This is a genomic window from Phycobacter azelaicus (genome assembly GCF_014884385.1).
Classification (GTDB): domain Bacteria; phylum Pseudomonadota; class Alphaproteobacteria; order Rhodobacterales; family Rhodobacteraceae; genus Phycobacter; species Phycobacter azelaicus.
In genome coordinates this window covers 3,618,217-3,637,797 of the sequence record NZ_WKFH01000003.1, presented here as the reverse complement: position 1 = coordinate 3,637,797, position 19,581 = coordinate 3,618,217, and the positions used below count along the sequence as shown (strand labels likewise).

At 62.1% G+C, this 19,581-nt stretch carries 18 protein-coding genes; 9 read left to right on the top strand and 9 right to left on the bottom strand.

Features of this window, described 5'->3' with window-relative positions:
* Positions 1-207: 207 nt before the first annotated feature.
* The 8 genes from INS80_RS18470 to INS80_RS18435 form a co-directional block, all read right to left on the bottom strand.
* The gene (locus INS80_RS18470; protein ID WP_192967019.1) at positions 208-888 is read right to left on the bottom strand and encodes an orotate phosphoribosyltransferase; all 681 of its coding nucleotides are present in this window, start codon (positions 886-888) and stop codon (positions 208-210) included.
* A gap of 54 nt (positions 889-942) precedes the next feature.
* Complete coding sequence (pyrC, locus tag INS80_RS18465; protein ID WP_192967018.1) at positions 943-1,983, bottom strand: dihydroorotase; 1,041 nt, start codon at positions 1,981-1,983, stop codon at positions 943-945.
* A 56-nt stretch (positions 1,984-2,039) separates the two neighbouring features.
* Positions 2,040-2,996: a phosphoadenosine phosphosulfate reductase gene (locus tag INS80_RS18460; protein ID WP_192967017.1), complete on the bottom strand. Its 957-nt coding sequence runs from the start codon at positions 2,994-2,996 to the stop codon at positions 2,040-2,042.
* Between the two features lie 133 nt (positions 2,997-3,129).
* Positions 3,130-4,218, bottom strand: a complete 1,089-nt coding sequence (locus INS80_RS18455; RefSeq protein ID WP_192967016.1) for a glycosyltransferase family 2 protein — start codon at positions 4,216-4,218, stop codon at positions 3,130-3,132.
* 4 nt (positions 4,219-4,222) lie between these two features.
* Positions 4,223-4,915, bottom strand: a complete 693-nt coding sequence (locus INS80_RS18450; protein ID WP_226892671.1) for an FkbM family methyltransferase — start codon at positions 4,913-4,915, stop codon at positions 4,223-4,225.
* A gap of 4 nt (positions 4,916-4,919) precedes the next feature.
* Positions 4,920-7,241: a glycosyltransferase family 2 protein gene (locus INS80_RS18445; protein ID WP_192967015.1), complete on the bottom strand. Its 2,322-nt coding sequence runs from the start codon at positions 7,239-7,241 to the stop codon at positions 4,920-4,922.
* Between the two features lie 3 nt (positions 7,242-7,244).
* Positions 7,245-7,868 (bottom strand): sulfotransferase, encoded by a 624-nt coding sequence (locus tag INS80_RS18440; protein WP_192967014.1) that lies wholly within the window; start codon positions 7,866-7,868, stop codon positions 7,245-7,247.
* Entirely contained in the window at positions 7,865-8,911 is a 1,047-nt protein-coding gene (locus tag INS80_RS18435) for a glycosyltransferase family 2 protein (protein ID WP_192967013.1), read from the bottom strand. Before INS80_RS18435 ends, INS80_RS18440 begins: the two co-directional genes overlap by 4 nt.
* 329 nt (positions 8,912-9,240) lie before the next feature.
* Here INS80_RS18435 and INS80_RS18430 point away from each other — a divergent pair, with 329 nt between their 5' ends.
* From INS80_RS18430 to INS80_RS18390, 9 genes are all read left to right on the top strand, one after another.
* Positions 9,241-10,152: an AAA family ATPase gene (locus tag INS80_RS18430; RefSeq protein ID WP_192967012.1), complete on the top strand. Its 912-nt coding sequence runs from the start codon at positions 9,241-9,243 to the stop codon at positions 10,150-10,152.
* Positions 10,153-10,168: 16 nt separating this feature from the next.
* Entirely contained in the window at positions 10,169-11,422 is a 1,254-nt protein-coding gene (locus tag INS80_RS18425; RefSeq protein ID WP_192967011.1) for a vWA domain-containing protein, read from the top strand.
* A 97-nt stretch (positions 11,423-11,519) separates the two neighbouring features.
* Entirely contained in the window at positions 11,520-12,071 is a 552-nt protein-coding gene (locus INS80_RS18420; RefSeq protein WP_192967010.1) for a YeeE/YedE thiosulfate transporter family protein, read from the top strand.
* Between the two features lie 3 nt (positions 12,072-12,074).
* Positions 12,075-12,665 carry a DUF6691 family protein gene (locus INS80_RS18415; protein ID WP_192967009.1) on the top strand — a complete coding sequence of 197 codons (591 nt, stop codon included), beginning with the start codon at positions 12,075-12,077 and terminating at the stop codon, positions 12,663-12,665.
* A 146-nt stretch (positions 12,666-12,811) separates the two neighbouring features.
* Entirely contained in the window at positions 12,812-13,795 is a 984-nt protein-coding gene (locus INS80_RS18410; protein ID WP_192967008.1) for an XdhC family protein, read from the top strand.
* Entirely contained in the window at positions 13,792-14,802 is a 1,011-nt protein-coding gene (locus INS80_RS18405) for a molybdopterin-binding protein (protein WP_192967007.1), read from the top strand. Before INS80_RS18410 ends, INS80_RS18405 begins: the two co-directional genes overlap by 4 nt.
* 183 nt (positions 14,803-14,985) lie before the next feature.
* Positions 14,986-15,471 carry a (2Fe-2S)-binding protein gene (locus INS80_RS18400; RefSeq protein WP_192967006.1) on the top strand — a complete coding sequence of 162 codons (486 nt, stop codon included), beginning with the start codon at positions 14,986-14,988 and terminating at the stop codon, positions 15,469-15,471.
* A gap of 104 nt (positions 15,472-15,575) precedes the next feature.
* Positions 15,576-17,939 carry a xanthine dehydrogenase family protein molybdopterin-binding subunit gene (locus INS80_RS18395; RefSeq protein WP_192967005.1) on the top strand — a complete coding sequence of 788 codons (2,364 nt, stop codon included), beginning with the start codon at positions 15,576-15,578 and terminating at the stop codon, positions 17,937-17,939.
* 97 nt (positions 17,940-18,036) lie between these two features.
* The gene (locus tag INS80_RS18390) at positions 18,037-18,828 is read left to right on the top strand and encodes an FAD binding domain-containing protein (RefSeq protein WP_192967004.1); all 792 of its coding nucleotides are present in this window, start codon (positions 18,037-18,039) and stop codon (positions 18,826-18,828) included.
* Positions 18,829-18,883: 55 nt separating this feature from the next.
* On the opposite strand, the gene INS80_RS18385 is transcribed toward INS80_RS18390, so the two are convergent.
* Positions 18,884-19,483, bottom strand: a complete 600-nt coding sequence (locus INS80_RS18385) for an SAM-dependent methyltransferase (RefSeq protein ID WP_192967003.1) — start codon at positions 19,481-19,483, stop codon at positions 18,884-18,886.
* Positions 19,484-19,581: the final 98 nt, after the last annotated feature.

Genomic DNA, 19,581 nt, shown 5'->3' with positions numbered 1-19,581 from the left:
TGGAAATCGCTGTGGGCAGACTGTGGAGAACTGCCCGGCGCCTGTTGATGATTTCCGATGCGGATCCGGAAGCGCGGGCGGCGCGCTATATCCGGTAGCATGACATGAGCGCGCCTCTAAATAAAGGGCTGGGCGCCCTGCGGCCTGTCCTTCCGGCAATCGGGGGCTGATCCGACCCCGATTGCATGGCTGACAGCCGCGCTGGCTTTAGGCGGATTTATGCGCATCCTGCCAGGCGCGGGGATCCTTGAGGAACGTCTCCACCTCGTCCAGCGTTTCGGCACTGAAGGCACCTTGCGCGCGGGCCTCGGCCAGCACGTCCCACCAGGTGCAAAGATAATGCAGTTCCACCCCGTGATCGCCCAGCGTTTTGGTCGTCTCGGGGAAGATGTCGTAGTAGAAGATCACCGCCGTATGCCCGCAGGTCGCGCCGGTCTCGCGGATCGCATCCACGAAAGAGAGTTTCGAGCCGCCATCGGTGGTCAGATCCTCGACCAGCAGCACGCGCTCCCCCTCGCTCATCGCGCCCTCGATACGGGCGTTACGGCCATATCCTTTGGGTTTCTTGCGCACATAGGTCATCGGTAGCGCCATGCGTTCGGCCACCAGCGCGGCAAAGGGAATGCCGGCCGTCTCGCCGCCTGCGATATTGTCAAAGGCCTCAAAGCCCGCATTGCGCATCACCGTAACGGTCATGAAATCCATCAGCGTGGAGCGGATACGCGGAAAGGAGATCAGCTTGCGGCAGTCGATATAGCTGGGCGACGGCAGACCGGAGGCCAGCGTATAGGGCGTTTCGGTGTTGAAGTTCACCGCGCCGATTTCGAGCAGCATCCGGGCGGACAGGCGGGCGATTTCTTCGGCAGACGGGTAGGAGGAGGGGATCATGGGCAGACCTCTATCAGGGACGGATCCCGGCGCTGGGGCGCACCGGGAGATGTATCAGGCGACGGTCCAGTAGACCGGGAAGCCGGGATCAAAGACGGTTACGGGGCCTTCGCCGCTTTCGATTTTCTCAGGGAAGGCAACCGGGGCGTCCTGTTTCACAAGCGTGATCGTCTCGGCGTTTTCCGGCAGGCGGTAGAAGGCGGGGCCGTGTTTCGAGGCGAACCCTTCCAGGCGGTCCAGCGCGTCCTCTTCCTCGAACACATGTGCCAAAAGGGCCATGGTGTTGGTGGCGGTGAAACAGCCGGCGCAGCCGCAGGCGCTTTCCTTGTTGGGGTCGGTATGGGGCGCCGAATCCGTGCCAAGGAAGAAGCGCGCATCGCCCGAGGTGGCAGCGGCGCGCAGCGCAAGGCGGTGCTCTTCGCGCTTGGCCACGGGCAGGCAGTAGTAATGCGGTTTGATCCCGCCCACCAGGATGTGGTTGCGGTTGATGATCAGGTGATGGGTGGTGATGGTCGCGCCGAGGTCTGCCGCATTGGATTTCACATAGTCCACGCCGTCGCGGGTGGTGATATGCTCCATCACGACGCGCAGGCCGGGGGTGGCGCGGCGCACCGGGTCCAGAACACGCTCGATGAACACCGCTTCGCGGTCGAAAATGTCGATGTCAGTGTCGGTGACCTCACCATGCACGCAGAGCGGCAGGCCAATCTCGGCCATCTTCTCCAGCACCGGGCGCACCTTGTCGAAATCGCGCACGCCAGAGGCCGAATTGGTGGTGGCGCCTGCCGGGTAAAGCTTGACCGCCTTCACAAGGCCTGAGGCATGGGCGGCGGCCACATCATCCGGATCGGTATCCTCGGTCAGGTAGAGTGTCATCAGAGGCTCAAAGCTCATCTCGCCGGGTAGGGCCGCCATGATGCGATCACGGTAGGACGCGGCCTGCGCGCCTGTGACCACCGGCGGCACCAGATTGGGCATGATGATCGCGCGGGCGAAATGGCGGGCGGTTTCGGGCAGAACAGCCTGCAGCATGGCGCCATCGCGCAGATGCAGATGCCAGTCATCGGGGCGGGTGAGGGTGAGCGTGTTGGTCATGGCGCTGCGTTAGCACAGGGGCGTGCAAAGGGGAAGCGGCACCGACGCCTTTGCCGCTAGGCTTCGGGCGGCAGGGTGAAATCTCCATCAGCCGCCCGCTGGCGCAGGTTCTGCAGCCGCTGGCGGAACCGGGGCGCGCGCAGCCGCGCCGCGACATTGCGGCACAGAAGCGTCATCAGGTAGGGCCGGTCGGTCTTGTCCAGAAGCGCCATCACATTGCGCAGGTAGGCGGGGTTGTTGCGCCGCGCGCGCAGGAGGCGCGTTAAGGCCTCGTTGCTCAGTTTGTCCGAGCCGACCATGGAGATCACCTGATAAAGGATCTCCATCTCGATCAACCGGGTCTGCACTGCATCGCCGAAATTGGGGAGCCGACGCCGGGTGACGTTGGAGCGTGCAAAAAGCGCCGCGTGCATGGCGTCGAGGCGTTCATAGGGATCGTAAAGGATAAAGGCGTGATCGGCCGCATCCAGCATATCCGGGGCATAGCCGTAGCGATCGGTGAACGAGGTGCGGCGCATTTCCACAAACCGCTCGTCCCACTCGGTCATGCGGGGATCAAGCGTTGCTTGAGGCTGGATGGCAACCACGGTGGCGCCGGGCGCGGCCACGGAATAGGCGCAGGCGGCATAGCCGCAGGGGCCAGCCCCGTAGAAGACGACCTTGTCGAATTCCTCGAAAAAACCGTCGTCGACCAACTGGTCGAAAAAGGCGTAGACCTGGTCATCGCGGAACCAGGTATCCCCGTCGGAGATCAGGCACAGATGTGACCAGCCGAGATTGCGCACCAGATCAAATCCCAAGGGTTGGGCCAGGTCTGACAGGTTCTGAATGCCCTGAATTGTCTCGAAGGTGACCAGAAGCGTGTTGCCTTCGTCGATGAAGGAGGCGCAGTGACGCATGCCAAGGGGCTGGAACAGACCAAGTTCTTCGCTAAGCGCAGCAAGACGGGTTTTCCATTCGGCTGGTTTCAGCCCGGAAAGGTCCGTCTCAAGCGTGTATGCGCTGTCCTGCATGCCTATGCCCTTTTGTCTCCGCAGCTTTTTCGGCGGATGCTTTGGGATCGGGATAGCCCGGAAATGGGGCAAAATTGAGAAAAACTCATGCCAGTTTGCGGCATGGCACTGCGCTTCTGATGACCGGGAGCACCTAGTTTTCCGCCGCCTTGGGCGCGTTCTCTTCGAGACGCCGAACCTCTTCCCGGCGGCCCAAAAGGGCAAACCCGGTGAGGGTGCGTGCGGTCACCGCGTTGATCGGGCGCGAGGGCGGCGTCATCAGAAGGCGCGAAAACAGGGCGCGATAGGGCTCTTCCAGCATCAACTCCCGAAATCGTTGATGTCTCCAGGAAACGGCTTCCTCATGCAGGCGCGCAAGTTTTCCGTCTTCCAGAAACATGGCCCGAATTGCATCGCGGGCCGCAGCGTAGCGGGATATGGAGGTGTCCTCATCGGTGTTGAAATTCCGCTCGACCCAGTAATCCATGCCTAGCATGTGATCGGTGTGTACCGCCCGTCCTCGTTCGGCCTTCAGCACATAACTTTCCATGGCGCCCAGCGGATAGTGATTCATTTGGGCCAGCCGGTGATTGGGCTGACCATAGTCGGAGAACAGCCGCTTTGTCTTGAAGGCCTGCCCCAGCTCGCGCCCTTCGCAGTCGAACCAGCGATAGGCGTTCAGCGCCGCCTCATCGCGTACCCCGCGCGGGCGGTGGACGCCGGTTTTGCGGTAGGTGCCGTTGTTGCGATACAGCGTCTTGAACATGGCCGCGCGCCAGGGCCAGTGGATCACCTGGGGCGCACAGCGGGTGAACTGTTCTGTCACCGGGCGGTCTTCATAGCGTGGGGTGTCGGCATTGCCGAACAGCCGCCAGGTGAGGGTGATGGCATCCGCATCCGGCAGGGCCTCCAGAAGATCGTTCAGCGTGCCGCGCCCGGCGTGGATATTGACGAACTCGTCGATGTCCAACGCTAAAATCCAGTCGGCCTTTTTCACCAGCCGGTGTTTATCGGCCAGTTTCATGGCGGTGAACTGGATACCTCCCTTGCCGTAGGGGCCTTCGTTGCGCAGGTGGGTAAGGTGGCCAAGCGCATCCAGCCGGTCCAGCATCCTGTCGGTGCCATCCTGACAGTCGTTGGAAAAGACAAGGAAATCAGTGAATCCCACCGCGCGGTGATGGGCGAGCCATTCCAGAAGGAAAGCCGCCTCGTTGCGCACTGAGAGAATGGCCAGGAACCGCATCACATCACCAGTCAGAGCGGAACACGGCGACCTTGCCGTGCGACCAGCGCGGAAAGAAGACCAATCCGGCGGCATCAAGGCAGTTAAAGACCCTGCGAATGCCGTCCTTGCCGATCCACTGCGGATGGGTTTCGATCAGTACGGCCCTGAGAGAGGAGAGATCCATCTTGGGCAGCACATCCACCTCTGCGCCTTCGATGTCGCAGATCAGCACGCTGGGTTTCAGCTCGGACATCACCCGGTTCATGTCCAGCGTCGGCACCTCGACCTCGGTCACTTCGGGGCTGTCATCCTCCATCGGGCTGAGGGAGGAGGCGAGGAAATTGGGGCGCACATAAAAAGGAGCGGTGCCGTCCCGCTCGCCCAGAACCGCATGGGTGACCCGCGCTGTCCCGGCGCCGTTCAGGGCATGGACCCGGCGGATATAGGGGATCAGCGCAGGGTTGGCCTCAAACGCATGCACTGCACGGGCGGGTGTTTTCGTTGCGACAAGGGTGGACATGAAACCGATGCCGCCGCCCAGCTCCATCACCACATCACCCTTGCGGATCAGCTTCTGCGCGGCGACGGCCTCTTTCGCCTCATAGGCGCCAGTGCGCAACAGCTTGCGCGCGCGGGGCGGCAGGACCGCCTTATCAAGTGGGAAGCGCATGTCGAGGCAGGTCAGTACGGGTTGGGCAGTCGCGGCGGCGGTCATCTGTTCAACTCTCCATATCCAGCGCCAGCGCATAGGCGACGCGCTCGGTTGCGCTCAGCTTGACCTCAAGCGCCTGTCTGTAAAGGGTCTCGAATTCCTCCATCCCGTGCAACTCTTCCGCCTTGGCGCGGTGCCAGGCAAGACCCTTTTCATGCCAGCTGCGCAAGGTCTCATCCGCCATGAGCCGGTCGAACTCAGTGCGCAGGCGCGGCAGGTTGCGCTGGATGGTGTTATCCTTGTGGTCGTTCCAATCCATTCGGATCCAGTAGTTGAGGCCAATGGAGCGATCCACATGCAGCGCCCGCCCGCGCTGGCGTTTGATCAGAAAGCTCTCGGCCGAACGCAGCGCGTAATGGTTGAGCTGCAAGAGATCATAGCCGACAGAGGCGCGCGATGAGCGCCAGCCGTTGTCGATCGCCTCGCGCGTGATGTCGCGGCCCGAGCCATTCACCCAGGCCACCTGATCGCGCATCGCGTCCTGCAGCTTGTTGGGGCGGTGGCAGCTCAGTTTCTGATAGGCACCGGTGTTTTTGGACATGGTCTTGAAGCCCCAGACGGTGTGCGGCTTGGGGCAATACTTCGGCGCGCAGGCATCAAACTGGCCGATTACAAAATCATCGTTCAGGCCCGTCACGCCGTTGTGGCCGAACAGGCGCCAGGTCATCGCCACGTTTGTGGCCTGTGGTACGCGGTCGATGAAGTCCTGCAAGGTGCCATTTCCGCAGCGCACGTTAATGAACTCATCCACATCGATATGGATGATCCATTCTGCGTTTTGGATCACCGGTTCTTTGAGCGACTGGTTCAGGGCGAACTGCTGCGGAGACTGGCCACGCCAATCATCGTTGTTTCGGTGCTGCAGCACGCCCATTTCCTGCAGCCGGTCCAGGATCTCGGCGGTGCCATCCTCGCAGCCGTTGGTATAGATCAGGAAATTGTCCACGCCGATGGCGCGGTGATAGGCGATCCACTCGACGATATAGGGCGCCTCGTTCTTCATGCAGCCGACGATGACAGTGCCACTGCTGCCTTCCGGCAGGGGGCGGCGGCGCACTTCGGGATAGGGATCGGCGGGCGCGGTCTCGTCCAGCGCGCCCATGTCGTTGTGAGGCCTGAACGGTGAGCCCTGCAGCATTTCAAAATTCTTCAGCGCCAGTGGCGTCATCACTTTTTGGGCGCTGTCACTGGGTTTTGCTGTCGTGGCTGCTGTCTGTGCAGGCTGCCTCGCCGTGTTCGCCGCCTCGATATGGGGCAGGAAGCTTGTCAGGTACTGCGATGCGCGAAAGCCCATCTGCGGGTCGGCTTCTTTCCAGCAATTCTCGCTAGCACCTTCAGGGAAACTCTCGGCGCGCAGACCCGCGTGCTGCGCCACAAGGGCAGCGTTTGCATTGGCAAAGCGCGCGCGGATGGCGCCCAAACTCTCCGGCGAAACTGGATCGCCTTCGACGTGTATCTCATTGAAAAAGGCCTGCCGCATCTTGAGTGGCACCACGCTGCCTTTTTGTGTCGCGTGTCTATCAAGCAGGGCGTTAAGCTGCCGGGCGCGAGTGATCCAGGCGGCGGGCGGCGCAGGAGGCACCTTTACCGGTTTGGAACGCCCGATCTGCGGGGAGATTTCGAACATCTCGCGCAGCTCTTCGGTTGCCTCGGACCCGTAAATTCGTGCCTCATCGTAGGACCGAAACGCGAGCGTGCCGACGCCAAAGACGGCTTCCCAGCGCGCCTGCAGGCCTGCGAAATCAAGCCAGAAGGGTGCCCCGTCCGTTTCTTCGTAAATCCCGGCTGCGGGTGCGCACTTTGGCCGGGTGCCAAGGCTTGCGAGCCACCAGTCTGCGGCTTTGGCAAGCTCCAGGTCCCGCGATAGGGGCGCCGCGCGCCCTGTCAGCACCTGCGCGCCGTAGGTCCGCGCAAGCAGGCGGGCGGGATCATCAATCTGCGCAACGAGGCGAATGTCTTTCGACAGAGGTGTCAGCATATCCCGCAGGCGCTCAAACTCACTGCGGCGAGAAAGTCGCGTGCCCAGTTGTAAGGCGGATAGGATCAACGTATCGGGCCGCGCAGCCTCCACCTCGCGGATCAGATCCTCACTCAGTTTTTCCTGCAAAAATGCCTGTTTTTCGGGGTCGGCAAATCCGCGCGCTGCGCGCAACAGGTCCACGTGCTCCGGGTCTGTCGCTGCCATGAAAAGCCGGGTGTGATTGCTGCCGCCAGGGGCGGTGGGAAAGAGCACGCCCTTGCCGCGCAGCTGGTCGCGTTTGTGCGCCAGCACCTTCTGCAGACGCTCAGCTCCCACATGTTCCAGGCCGATATGAAGAAGGATGCGCATCGCCTAAGTTCCGGCCTTTTTGTTCACATTTGCCTTGCCCCACCAAGGCAGATCACGTCCCAGAAAGGTGCTGATGCGCTCTTGCGCATCGGCATCGGCGACATTGATTTCCAGGTAGTCAGGATCCTCTCGGAACCAGTGTTTCAGCGCCTCGTAATGGCCGTCGATCCAGATCATCTGTTGCTCAGCCGTCTTGCCGTATCCAATCGGCAGGCCGGGTACCGTACTGGCGGGCAGGCGCGCGGTGCCGAGGTTGTTCCAGGCCATGATCGAACGCGAATGACTTTGTGCGTCGCGACGGGTGGCGATGAACTTCAGATCCGGGTTGAGGTCCTTCAGAACCTTCAAAAGCGCGAAATCGAACTGCGGCCAGACCGAGAATTTGCCGTGGATGAAGCTGATCTCGGACAGCGCATCATACTCCTGCAAGTAGGCCATGGGATCGCCGCGCTCGTAGAACCCCTTGTACAACAGGCTGCCCACAAAGATACGCCGCTTGCCGGGCTTGTCCTGTTCGCGGTCACGCAAGCGGTGGTCCGCGACGGTATAGCCCGCCTGCGCCAGCGCCTTGCCCAGGGTCGTGGTGCCCGATTTCGGCAGGCCCAGATTGATGACCTTGAGGCTCATTGGGCTGTCTCCTGATCCCAAAGGCCCAAGTCACGCAAAAGCGCTTCTTCCTGCGGGGGCAGGGTTGGCGTGGCGCGCAACTGCTCGCGCATCGCTTGATAGGTAGGTTGGGTCAGCAACTGATCCCGTTTTTCCCGGTGCAGGCGTACACATTCGTCGTGAAAGGCGGCGATTTCGGGATCGGATTTCAATTCTGCCAGTGCAGCTTTCAGTGCGGGCAGATGTCGCTGGATCGACTGATCCTCGTAGGCGACGTCGTTGCGCTCGCGCCAGTAGGTATCGTCAAAGGTGCGGTTCTCACGGTTCACATCGCCCCGGTCGTTCTTGACCAAGTAGCTGTCCAAAGACCGCAGCGCATAGTGGTTGAGCGTGGCATAGGCACGGGCGCCCTTGGCGGGGAATTTCCGGATGCGATCCCGGTTTGCGGCCACAAGGAACTTGAACGGCACCTGCCGCCCCGCGCCATCCGTCCAGGCGGGGCGTCTGTCCTTGGCGAGCGCCTTGCGAAAGAACGGTCGGTGGGCGCCGTAGTATTGCAGTGGGAAGTCCTGGCGCACCAGGGTCTTCACCTCAATGGACCGGTCGGCGCACCAGATGTCGGGGTTATGGGATCGGGTGAACTGGCTGATGACCGGCTGATCCTCATAGGCCTCAATGCCAGCATTGGCAAAGAACTGGAAGCTGACCGAAATCGCCTGGGGGTCACCGCAGGCTTCGATCAGAGCGGGAATCGTGTGATCGCCCACATGGATGTTGAGGAATTCGTCCACATCGGCAACCCAGACCCAGTCGGCCTTAGTGATGATGTCATGGCGGCGCGCATCCTTCAGCGCCTCCATCTGGTAATTGCGCCCCTCGGCCGGGTTCGGAAGGTGCTGCACCAGCCCCCGCGCGGCCAGCGAATCCAGCAATCTGTCAGTGCCATCGCTGCAATCATTGGAATAGAACAGGAAATCACTGACGCCGATCAGCCGGTTGAAAGCGATCCATTCCAGCAGAAACGGCCCTTCGTTCTTTACACAGGTGACGGCGGTGATGCGCATCATGCATCCCCCCACGCTGTCCCGGCGGTGTCCCGGCGCGAGCTGCCGGGCTGTGTTGGTCCGTGGCACATCATCCGATCTGTTGCCTTGTCGCCTGCATATGCCACTCGTTTCCGCTCAGGTGCCTGTCGCGGTCGGGGCTTTTGTTGTTGCCAAGATCCATGGCAGGGCAGGGGCATTGCGTCAATCATTGCCACGGGTATAGGCGTTAACCCTTGTCGAAGTGTTGCCCAACAACCGAAATCATCACGCAAAGAACGGTGGCAGACCAGCCTTGACCGCGCGCTGCCCCCGTGGCCTCTTGGGGCGAGCTAGCGGGGAGGCAAGGCATGACAGAGGCGCAATCCATCGATCAGGTGCAAAAGATGCTGGCAGAGCAAGGCTATGTCTGCGGCCGGGCGCTGGCCACTGTGGTGTTCCTGTCTCTGCGTCTGGGACGTCCTCTGTTTCTCGAAGGCGAGGCAGGCGTTGGCAAGACCGAGATCGCCAAAGCGCTGTCGGCGGCGCTGGGCCGTCGGTTGATCCGCCTGCAATGCTATGAAGGGCTCGATGCCGCCAGCGCGGTCTATGAATGGAACTTTGCCGCGCAGATGGTGGCAATCCGCACCGCCGAGGCTGCTGGGGGCGCCGACCGCGCGGCCCTTCAGACCGAGCTGTTTTCCGATGAGTTCCTGATCGAGCGGCCCCTGTTGGAAGCCATGCGCCCCGATGAACACGGCGCGCCAGTGCTGCTGATAGATGAGCTGGACCGCACCGATGAGCCGTTCGAGGCGTTTCTTCTGGAGGCGCTCAGCGATTTTCAGGTGACCATCCCAGAGCTTGGCACCATCAAGGCGCCCGAGCCGCCGATCGTGATCCTGACCTCCAACCGCACCCGCGAGGTGCATGACGCGCTGAAACGGCGCTGCCTCTATCACTGGGTGGATTACCCTGATTTCATCCGCGAGGTGGAGATCCTGCGCGCCCGCGTGCCCGAGGCGGCAGAACAGCTCAGCCGCGAGGTGGTCGCCTTTGTGCAGACCCTGCGGACCGAGGATCTGTTCAAGAAACCGGGCGTGGCCGAAACCATCGACTGGGCCAATTGCCTGCTGGCGCTCGATGTGATCGACCTTAGCCCCGAGGTGATTGCCGACACATTGGGCGCGATCCTGAAATACCAGGACGATATCGCGCAATTGCAGGGATCGGAGGCGAAACGTATCCTCGACAAGGCCAAGCAGACACTGGAGGAGACGCCGTGACTTTGGCGCTGATCTGATGGTTGAACTGCCCGAACTCTCGCTGCCGGACGAGCCCAAGCTCGTCCAAAACATCACCCATTTTGCACGCGCCCTGCGCAAGGCGGGGCTGCCCATCGGCCCGGGCCGGGTGATTGATGCGGTTGAGGCGGTGGCGGCGGCGGGCTTCACCAGCAGGCAGGATTTCTACTGGGCGCTGCATGCCTGTTTCGTCACGCGCCCCGAACATCGCACGGTCTTTACGCAGGTTTTCCGCCTCTATTGGCGCGACCCTCGGTTTCTGGAACACATGATGGCGGCAATGCTGCCCGCCATTCGGGGCGTGCAGGAAGAACGCGCCGCCAAACCGGCGGAAAAACGCGCTGCCGAGGCGCTTTTGGATGGGGCCAACGATCAGGTTGACCTCCCCGAAGGCCAGGATGAAGAGGGCACTGAGTTTGAGATCGACGCCTCGCTCACCATGTCCTCGGAGGAGCGCCTGCGCAGCCTTGATTTTGAGCAGATGAGCACCGACGAGGTTGCCAGCGCCAAACGCATCCTTGCGCAGATGCGCCTGCCGGTGCAGCCGATCCAGTCGCGCCGCCTGATGGCCGCCCCGCGCGGCCAGCGCGCCGACTGGCGGCGCACATTGCGCAATGCCGCACGCCGGGGCGGCGACCTTCAGGAAATCGCTCGCGCCAAGCGGCGCATCCGCTGGCCCAATCTGGTGGTGCTTTGCGATATTTCCGGCTCCATGAGCCAATACAGCCGCATTGTGCTGCATTTTCTGCATTCGGTTGCCAACCAAAAGGGGGCGGGCTGGGCCAAGGTGCATGGCTTCACCTTTGGCACGCGCCTCACCAATATCACCCGGCATCTGGCAACGCGTGATGTGGATGCGGCGCTGGCGGCAGCGGGCGCTGAGGCGCAGGATTGGGAGGGTGGCACCCGGATCGGGTCCTGCCTACATGACTTCAACCGCGACTGGTCACGCCGGGTCATGGGGCAGGGGGCGGTGGTGCTGCTGATCACCGACGGGCTGGACCGGGACGATCCGGATCAGCTGGCGGGGGAGATGCAGCGCCTCCACCTGTCATCGCGGCGACTGATCTGGCTGAACCCGCTTTTGCGTTGGGAAGGCTTCGCCCCCAAGGCGCAAGGCATCCGCGCCATGCTGCCCCATGTGGACAGCTTCCGGGCCGGGCATTCCATCGCTTCGCTCGAAGATCTGGCGCGGGTGATCTCCTCTCCGCAGGATCAGGGCGAAAAGGCGCGCCTTATGGCGCTGCTCTGATCAATTCCGAAAATTGAATGTAATTGATCTGGGTCAAGCGTGGTCCGATGCAAGCCTGCTATATTCCAGCGATGGAATGTAAAATGGGAGGCTGATGATGGCCATGAACTGGAAAACCGGAGGGCTCCTGCTGGGGTTCGTCTTCTTCCTGGCGGTGCTGCTGGTCAAACCGATTGGCGTGTCCACGCAATTCGTGATCCTGGACGGGATCATAGGCGATGCGGTGAACAGCGAATTGGTGACCAAGACCGAGGAAGGATACACCTCGACCAATGCCTATCTGGCGAAATCGAACGGCAAATACGCCAAATCCGTGATGAACCCGCTGAACTACAGCTTTGTCTTCGTGCTGGCGATGGCGGTGGGCGGCTTCTTGTCGGTGCTGGCCCGTGGCGGCCTGCCTGAGCGGGAGCGCAGCATCCCCGATCTGTGGCGCGCCAACATGGGTGACGGTGTCGCCCTGCGCTACGGCGCGGCCTTTGTCGGCGGCTTCATCGTTCTTTACGGCGCTCGCCTTGCGGGCGGCTGTACCTCGGGGCACATGATGTCGGGCATGATGCAGACCTCGCTGTCTGGCTACATCTTTGCCGCCGGTGCCTTTGCCGCCGCTGTGCCCGTATCCCTGATGCTGTTCAAGAAGGAGGACTGAGCCATGATGTCTATCGTTCTCGCGATCGTTATCGGTCTGGCCTTTGGTGCGGTTCTGGACCGTATCGGCGCCTCCAACCCCAACATGATCGGCAAGATGCTGAACCTCACCAACCTCAACCTGGCCAAGACCATCCTTCTGGCGATCGGTACCGGATCGGTGCTGATGTTCGCAGGGCAGATGCTGGGCTTTGTCGATGTGGGCCACATGTCAGTGAAGGCCGCCTATGTGGGCGTCTTCATCGGTGGCCTCATGCTGGGCGCGGGCTGGGCGCTGGCGGGCTATTGCCCCGGCACCGGCGTTGTTGCAGCGGCCTCTGGGCGCAAGGATGCGCTGTTCTTCATCGCGGGCGGCCTGTTGGGGGCTGCGGCCTATATGGTCACCTACCCGATGTGGAAATCGAGCGGCCTTCTGGATTCTGTCGCGGGCGGCAAGGTCACCATTGGCACCGTTCCGGGATCGAAGTTCGACGGGATCACGGCCCTGCCGGGCGATATCCTCGGCATTGTTCTGGGCCTCGGTTTCGTCGCGCTGGCCTTTGCCCTGCCGGAGCGGCTGACGCCCTCCAAATCGAACCTGCAACCGGCTGAATAAGCGCCCTCCCGCGCTTGTGACAGGCCAGGACGCCCGCCGGATCCGGCGGGCGTGTTGCGTTTTGGGATGCGTTTTCGGCTTGAAACCGCTGGCCTTCGCGTCAACCTTGGGGGCAATAGGGGCGGAAGACACGCCGGGAGGATTGCATGACAGGGGAACTCGCGCGGTTTGAGAACGCGCCTGAGGTGGCGCTGGACTGGCACCAGAATGGCACGGGGGCAGCCCTGGCCACGGTGGTGCAGACCTGGGGTTCGGCGCCGCGCCGGGCCGGATCGCAGCTGGTCGTGGGCGGTGATGGCCGGATCGAAGGCTCGGTTTCGGGCGGCTGCGTCGAAAGCGCGGTTGTCTTCGAGGCGCTGGAGGCCATTCAGGACGGTCAGCACCGCCTCTTGGAATTCGGGGTCAGTGATGATGATGCCTTTGCCGTGGGGCTCGCCTGTGGGGGCACCATCAAGGTGCTGGTGGAACCCGTGGGCGGAGCCCTGCCGGTCGAACTGCTGGGAGAGCTGGTCGTGGCCCGCAAGGCGCGTCAGGCGCTGGCCTATGAGGTGGATCTGGAAACCGGCGCGCGGCGTCTGGTGCGGGATGGCTATGCGGACCGGTTGCGCATGGATCGCTCAGGGGTTGAGGAAGATGGCAAGACTTTTGTCGCCGTGCACAACCCGCCGCTGCGGCTGATCGTGGTGGGCGCGGTGCACATCGCGCAGGCCTTGGTGCCCATGGCGCGGATCGCGGGCTATGATCCAGTGGTGATCGACCCGCGTGAAGCCTTTGCCGCCGCCGCGCGTTTTCCCGGTGAGCGGCTGATGGACGACTGGCCCGACGAGGCGGTGGAAAAGCTTGGCCTGGATGCGCGCACCGCGCTGGTGCTCCTGACCCATGATCCGAAACTTGACGACCCCGCGCTGGAGGCGGCGCTTGGCGCTGACTGTTTCTATATCGGTGCACTGGGCTCGACCCGCACCCATGCCAAACGGGTGGATAGGCTGACCGCAGGTGGCTTTACGACAGAGCAGATCGCGCGCATCCACGGCCCCATCGGCCTTGATATCGGTGCTGCAGGCCCGTCCGAGATCGCCGTGTCGATCCTGGCCGAAATGACCGCAGTTCTGCGGGGAAAACGGCCATGAGGTTCGGACCTGTTTCGCTGGAACAGGCGGAAGGCACCATCCTGGCGCATTCGCTGCAGCTTCCGACGGGCAAGATCGCCAAGGGCACGTTGCTGAGCGCGCAGCACCTGACCAATCTGGCGGCGAGCGGCTTCGGTGAGGTGACCGTTGCCCGACTTGAGAGAGGCGACCTGCACGAGGATGTGGCCGCCCAGGCGCTTGCCCGTGCCATTGTTCCTGATGAGACCGCGCAAGGACTGCGTATTTCCGGCGCCGGGGCCGGGCGTGTGAACCTGTACGCGAAAAGCTGCGGCATCGTCGCGCTGGACCGCCCGCGGCTGGAGGCGGTCAATGCCGTGGATCCGATGATCTCTATCGCGACGGTGCCAGAGTATCACCGAGTGGATGCGGAGGGTATGGTCGCCACCATCAAGATTATTGCCTACGGAGTACCCGAGGCGCAGCTGTCTCATGCCGCAACCGGTGCGGGCGGCGCATTACGCGTGCTGCCGCCAGTTTACAGAACGGCAACCCTGATCGAAACCCGTGTGAGCGAGGAGATCCCGTCGGACAAGGGGCGTAGGTCTATGGCCGGGCGGCTTGAGCGTATGGGGATGGAACTGACAGACCGCATGGTGATTCCGCACCGGGAAGGGGAGTTGGCCGAGGCCATTGCATATGCTCCGGGTGAGGTAATCCTGATTCTTACTGGCTCCGCCACATCCGATCCCATGGACGTCGCGCCGCAGGCCCTGCGTGATGCGGGCGGGCAGGTGACGCGCTTTGGCATGCCTGTGGATCCGGGCAATCTGTTGTTTATCGGCAAGCTTGGAGAAAAATCGGTGATCGGTCTGCCGGGCTGTGCCCGCTCTCCGGCGCTCAATGGGGCCGATTGGGTGCTTGAGCGGGTGATTTGCGGGATTGAAGTGACATCGGCAGATATAGCCGCAATGGGAGTCGGCGGACTGCTGAAAGAGATTCCCACCCGCCCCTTGCCGCGCCGCTCCGGCTGGAACGGGACAGGATGACCGAAAGCGCCACGGACGTGACGTTCTAATGTTCAGAATGTCCGGGAAGCTCAGGCGGTTATACGCCTGATTTGACCGTTTGACAAAAATGTTGGGGGCGAATGCATTTCAGGGGGTTCGCGCAAAGGGGATCCCGTGCTTAACTCCCTCTCAGCCAACAAAAGTAGCGAATGGGAGGAATTCATGGCGAAGGTCTCAATGACCGTGAACGGCAAATCCGCCAGCGGTGATGTCGAGGGGCGCACGCTTCTGTCGTCATTTCTGCGCGAGGATCTGGGTCTCACGGGAACACATGTGGGCTGTGACACCAGCCAGTGCGGCGCCTGCGTGGTGCATGTCAACGGCAAGGCAGTCAAATCCTGCACCATGCTGGCCGCCGAGGCCGATGGCGCAGAGGTTTCGACCATCGAAGGGCAGGCTGCCCCGGATGGAACGCTCAACGCGATTCAGCAGGCGTTCCAGGATCATCACGGGCTTCAATGCGGATTCTGCACGCCGGGCATGGTGATGTCGGCAGCGGCGCTGCTGAAAGACAACCCCAAGCCGACCGAGGCTGAGGTGCGCGCCTATCTGGAAGGCAATATCTGCCGCTGCACCGGCTACCACAACATTGTGAAAGCGATCATGGCTGCATCCGGTCAGGACGTCTCGGCCATTGCTGCCGAATAAGTCAATGGGCTGAGGGCCACGCAGGGAGGCGTTGCCCCGGTAAAAGAATTTGCATGACCAAGAGATGCGCATCAGACGCATCATCCAGGGAGGAGAATTGGAATATGCCAAAGGATAGTGGCATCGGCGCCAGCCCCAAACGGCGCGAAGACCTGCGGTTCCTGACGGGAACCGGCAATTACACCGACGACATCAACCTGCAAGGCCAGGCCTATGTGCATTTCCTGCGCTCGGACGTGGCCCATGGCAAGATCAACGGCATCGACACCACCGCGGCTGCTGCCATGCCCGGCGTCATCCGCATCTTCACCGGAGCCGATTTCGAAGGCGTGGGATCCATCCCCTGCGGCTGGCAGGTGACAGACCGCCATGGTGAACCGATGCAGGAACCGGCCCACCCGGTGCTGGCCCAGGGTAAGGTCCGCTATGTGGGCGATGCCATCGCAGCCGTCGTGGCCGAAAGCCGCGAACAGGCCCGCGACGCGGCAGAGGCGATCGAGCTTGATATCGAGGAACTGCCCGCCGTCATCGACATGAAGGAGGCCGTCAAGGAGGGCGCCCCCAAGGTGCATGACGATCTCACCTCGAACCTTTGCTATGACTGGGGTTTCGTGGAAGAAAACAAACCGGCGGTCGAGGAAGCCTTTGCCAAGGCCGCCCATGTGACCACGCTGGAGCTGGTCAACAACCGTCTGGTCGCAAACCCGATGGAGCCGCGCGTGGCGGTGGGCGATTTCAACCGTGCCACCGGGGAATCGACGCTTTATACCACCTCGCAGAACCCGCATGTGATCCGCCTTCTGATGGGCGCCTTCGTCTTGGGCATCCCTGAGCACAAGCTGCGCGTCATCGCCCCCGATGTGGGCGGCGGTTTCGGTACCAAGATCTTTCACTACGCCGAAGAGGCCTTCTGCACCTTCGCGGCCAAGGCGCTGAACCGGGCGGTCAAATGGACCTCCACCCGGTCAGAAGCCTTCATGACCGATGCTCACGGGCGCGACCATGTGACCAAGATCGAATTGGCGCTGGACGCAGACAACAACTTCACCGCGCTGCGCACGGATACCTACGCCAATATGGGTGCGTATCTGTCGACCTTTGCGCCCTCGGTCCCCACCTGGCTGCATGGCACGCTGATGGCGGGCAACTACAAGACGCCGCTGATCTATGTGAACGTGAAGGCCGTCTTCACCAACACCGTGCCGGTGGATGCCTATCGCGGTGCGGGCCGCCCCGAGGCGACCTTCCAGCTGGAGCGGGTGATTGACAAAGCTGCGCGCGAGCTGGGCGTGGATCCCGTTGCGCTTCGCCGTCAAAACTTTATCACCGAATTCCCCTATGCCACCCCGGTGGCGGTGGAATATGACACCGGTGATTACAACGCGACCATGGACAAGCTGGAAGAGGTTGCCGATTTCGCCGGGTTCGAGGCGCGCCGCGCCGAGAGCCAGAAGAACGGCAAGCTGCGCGGCCTTGGCGTCAACTGCTACATCGAGGCCTGCGGCATCGCTCCGTCGAACCTCGTGGGGCAGCTTGGTGCGCGCGCTGGTCTTTACGAAAGCGCCACGGTGCGGGTCAATGCGACCGGCGGTCTGGTGGTGATGACCGGCAGCCACAGCCATGGGCAGGGGCATGAAACCTCCTTCCCGCAGGTGATCGCGGATATGATCGGTATCGACGAAAGCATGGTCGAGATCGTTCATGGCGACACTGCCAATACGCCGATGGGCATGGGCACCTATGGCTCGCGCTCCCTCGCCGTGGGTGGCTCGGCCATGGTGCGTGCGACCGAAAAGATCATCGCCAAGGCCAAGAAGATCGCCGCCCATATCCTGGAAGCGTCTGATGCGGATATCGAGCTGAAGGATGGCCAATTCTCGGTTGCGGGCACGGACAAATCCCTTGCATGGGGTGATGTCACGCTGGCGGCCTATGTCCCCCACAACTACCCGCTTGAGGATATGGAGCCGGGGCTGGAGGAAACCGCCTTCTACGATCCGGCGAACTTCACCTATCCCTCGGGCGCCTATGCCTGCGAGGTGGAGGTCGATCCGGAAACCGGAAAGGTAACCATTGAGCGTTTCGCTGCGGCGGATGACTTTGGAAATATCGTCAACCCGATGATCGTGGATGGCCAGGTGCACGGTGGGATCGGTCAGGGCATCGGTCAAGCGCTGCTCGAAGGGTGTGTCTATGACGAGAACGGCCAGCTGCTGTCGGCGTCTTACATGGATTACGCGATGCCGCGTGCGGATGATGTGCCCTTCTACCAGGTGGATCACTCCTGCCAGACGCCTTGCACCCACAACCCATTGGGCGTGAAGGGCTGCGGTGAGGCCGGCGCCATCGGATCGCCCCCGGCGGTGGTCAACGCGGTGGTGGATGCGCTGCAGGCCGCTGGCAAGGATGTGACCCATATCGACATGCCGCTGACCCCAAACCGGGTCTGGACGGCGCTGAACAGCTGAACCGGGGCAGGGGCGCAGGCTGCGCCCCTCCATCCCGATAGTTTTGGACAAAAGAACAAGGGGCCACGCCCTGGAATTCTTTGGGAAGGAAAACGGAATGTATAATTTCGAGTTTGAAAAACCGGCCACCATTGCCGATGCGGTTGCCGCGCTCGGCGCGGAGGACGCCCAGGCGCTGGGCGGCGGTCAGACGCTGCTGCCGACGATGAAACAGCGTCTTGCGATGCCCTCGAAACTGGTCTCGCTCAGCGGCATCGGAGAGATGCAGGGTGTCTGCCGCAACGATGACGGCAGCCTTTCGATCGGTGGCGCCACCACCCATGCCACCGTCGCAGCCGAGGCCGCGGCCCACTACCCGGCGCTGGCGGATCTGGCCAGCCATATTGGCGATCCTGCCGTGCGCAACCGGGGTACCATTGGCGGCTCGCTCGCCAACAATGACCCGGCGGCCTGCTATCCGGCGGCGGCGCTGGGAAGTGGCGCAACCATCATCACCAATTCCCGCGAGATTGCGGCGGATGACTATTTCCAGGGCATGTTCACCACAGCTTTGGAAGAGGGTGAGATCATCACCGGCGTACGCTTCCCGGTGCCGGAGGCGGCGAACTATCAGAAGTTTGTCCAACCCGCTTCGCGCTTTGCCATGGTGGGCGTTTTTGTGGCTCGGTTCGCTGATGGCGTGCGCGTGGCGGTAACCGGTGCGTCCGAGGAAGGCGTCTTCCGTTGGAGCGAGGCCGAAGCGGCGCTGGGCGGCTCGTTTAGCCCGGATGCCGTGGAGGGGCTGCAGGTGGAACCGTCAAACATGATGGCCGACATTCACGCGACAAAGGAATACCGCGCCCATCTGATCGGCGTTCTGACCAAGCGCGCCGTGGCGGCTGCCAGCTAACTCCAACTCTCAAAATCGGGAAGGGCTTCGCAGCGCGGGGCCCTTTTCGTTTCGGTCAGCCGGGCTTGCGGGCAACGAAATCGATGAGGGCAGACATGCCTTGGTGACCGCGCCCCTCTTGGACTTCACGCTCGTAGGCGCGGTTTTCAAGGATTTCCCAACCGTCGAAATCATCGGCAAGCTGGTCTTCTGTGTACATGTTTTCGGCAAAGGGCGGCCCACCCGTGCCGAACTCCAGCTGCTCCGGTGTGTAACCATGCAACAGCAGCACTCCGCCGGGTTTGAGGCTGCGTTTCATGCCTTCGAACTGAATCTTGCGTGCCTCGGGGCCGACGAACTGGATGAAGATGCCAGCCACCAGATCAAAGGCCCCCTCTGGCCAGTCATGGTTCAGGATATCCACCTCGCGAAAATCCACTGAAACGCCACGCTCGGTGGCCAGATCACGGGCGCGGGCAATGGCGGTGGGGGCGAACTCATAGGCGGTGACATCCATACCTTTTTCAGCCATGTAGACCGAGTTGCGCCCCTCTCCATCGGCAACGGAGAGGGCTGTGTGACCAGCAGTCAGGTAGGCGCTGTGTTCAACCAGAAACTGCGCCGGATCCGTGCCAAAGACATACCCGTCTGACTTTGAATACCGTTCTTCCCACATGCCGAATACTCCGCCCGATCTGCGTCTTTTCAGGCTTCACAATGACCATGCCCCCGGCGCAGTCAAGCGGCGGGGGCATGTCGGCGGGCAGCTCGGCG

What these genes read in the sequence shown, in the direction of transcription:
- INS80_RS18395 (WP_192967005.1), top strand. Translation starts at nt 15,576, where the DNA reads ATGCCAAAGGATAGTGGCATCGGCGCCAGCCCCAAACGGCGCGAAGAC.
- INS80_RS18400 (WP_192967006.1), top strand. Translation starts at nt 14,986, where the DNA reads ATGGCGAAGGTCTCAATGACCGTGAACGGCAAATCCGCCAGCGGTGAT.
- INS80_RS18435 (WP_192967013.1), bottom strand. Translation starts at nt 8,911, where the DNA reads ATGCGCATCACCGCCGTCACCTGTGTAAAGAACGAAGGGCCGTTTCTG.
- INS80_RS18410 (WP_192967008.1), top strand. Translation starts at nt 12,812, where the DNA reads ATGACAGGGGAACTCGCGCGGTTTGAGAACGCGCCTGAGGTGGCGCTG.
- INS80_RS18450 (WP_226892671.1), bottom strand. Translation starts at nt 4,915, where the DNA reads ATGACCGCCGCCGCGACTGCCCAACCCGTACTGACCTGCCTCGACATG.
- INS80_RS18390 (WP_192967004.1), top strand. Translation starts at nt 18,037, where the DNA reads ATGTATAATTTCGAGTTTGAAAAACCGGCCACCATTGCCGATGCGGTT.
- INS80_RS18460 (WP_192967017.1), bottom strand. Translation starts at nt 2,996, where the DNA reads ATGCAGGACAGCGCATACACGCTTGAGACGGACCTTTCCGGGCTGAAA.
- INS80_RS18405 (WP_192967007.1), top strand. Translation starts at nt 13,792, where the DNA reads ATGAGGTTCGGACCTGTTTCGCTGGAACAGGCGGAAGGCACCATCCTG.
- pyrC (WP_192967018.1), bottom strand. Translation starts at nt 1,983, where the DNA reads ATGACCAACACGCTCACCCTCACCCGCCCCGATGACTGGCATCTGCAT.
- INS80_RS18420 (WP_192967010.1), top strand. Translation starts at nt 11,520, where the DNA reads ATGGCCATGAACTGGAAAACCGGAGGGCTCCTGCTGGGGTTCGTCTTC.
- INS80_RS18470 (WP_192967019.1), bottom strand. Translation starts at nt 888, where the DNA reads ATGATCCCCTCCTCCTACCCGTCTGCCGAAGAAATCGCCCGCCTGTCC.
- INS80_RS18445 (WP_192967015.1), bottom strand. Translation starts at nt 7,241, where the DNA reads ATGCGCATCCTTCTTCATATCGGCCTGGAACATGTGGGAGCTGAGCGT.
- INS80_RS18415 (WP_192967009.1), top strand. Translation starts at nt 12,075, where the DNA reads ATGATGTCTATCGTTCTCGCGATCGTTATCGGTCTGGCCTTTGGTGCG.
- INS80_RS18455 (WP_192967016.1), bottom strand. Translation starts at nt 4,218, where the DNA reads ATGCGGTTCCTGGCCATTCTCTCAGTGCGCAACGAGGCGGCTTTCCTT.
- INS80_RS18440 (WP_192967014.1), bottom strand. Translation starts at nt 7,868, where the DNA reads ATGAGCCTCAAGGTCATCAATCTGGGCCTGCCGAAATCGGGCACCACG.
- INS80_RS18425 (WP_192967011.1), top strand. Translation starts at nt 10,169, where the DNA reads ATGGTTGAACTGCCCGAACTCTCGCTGCCGGACGAGCCCAAGCTCGTC.
- INS80_RS18385 (WP_192967003.1), bottom strand. Translation starts at nt 19,483, where the DNA reads ATGTGGGAAGAACGGTATTCAAAGTCAGACGGGTATGTCTTTGGCACG.
- INS80_RS18430 (WP_192967012.1), top strand. Translation starts at nt 9,241, where the DNA reads ATGACAGAGGCGCAATCCATCGATCAGGTGCAAAAGATGCTGGCAGAG.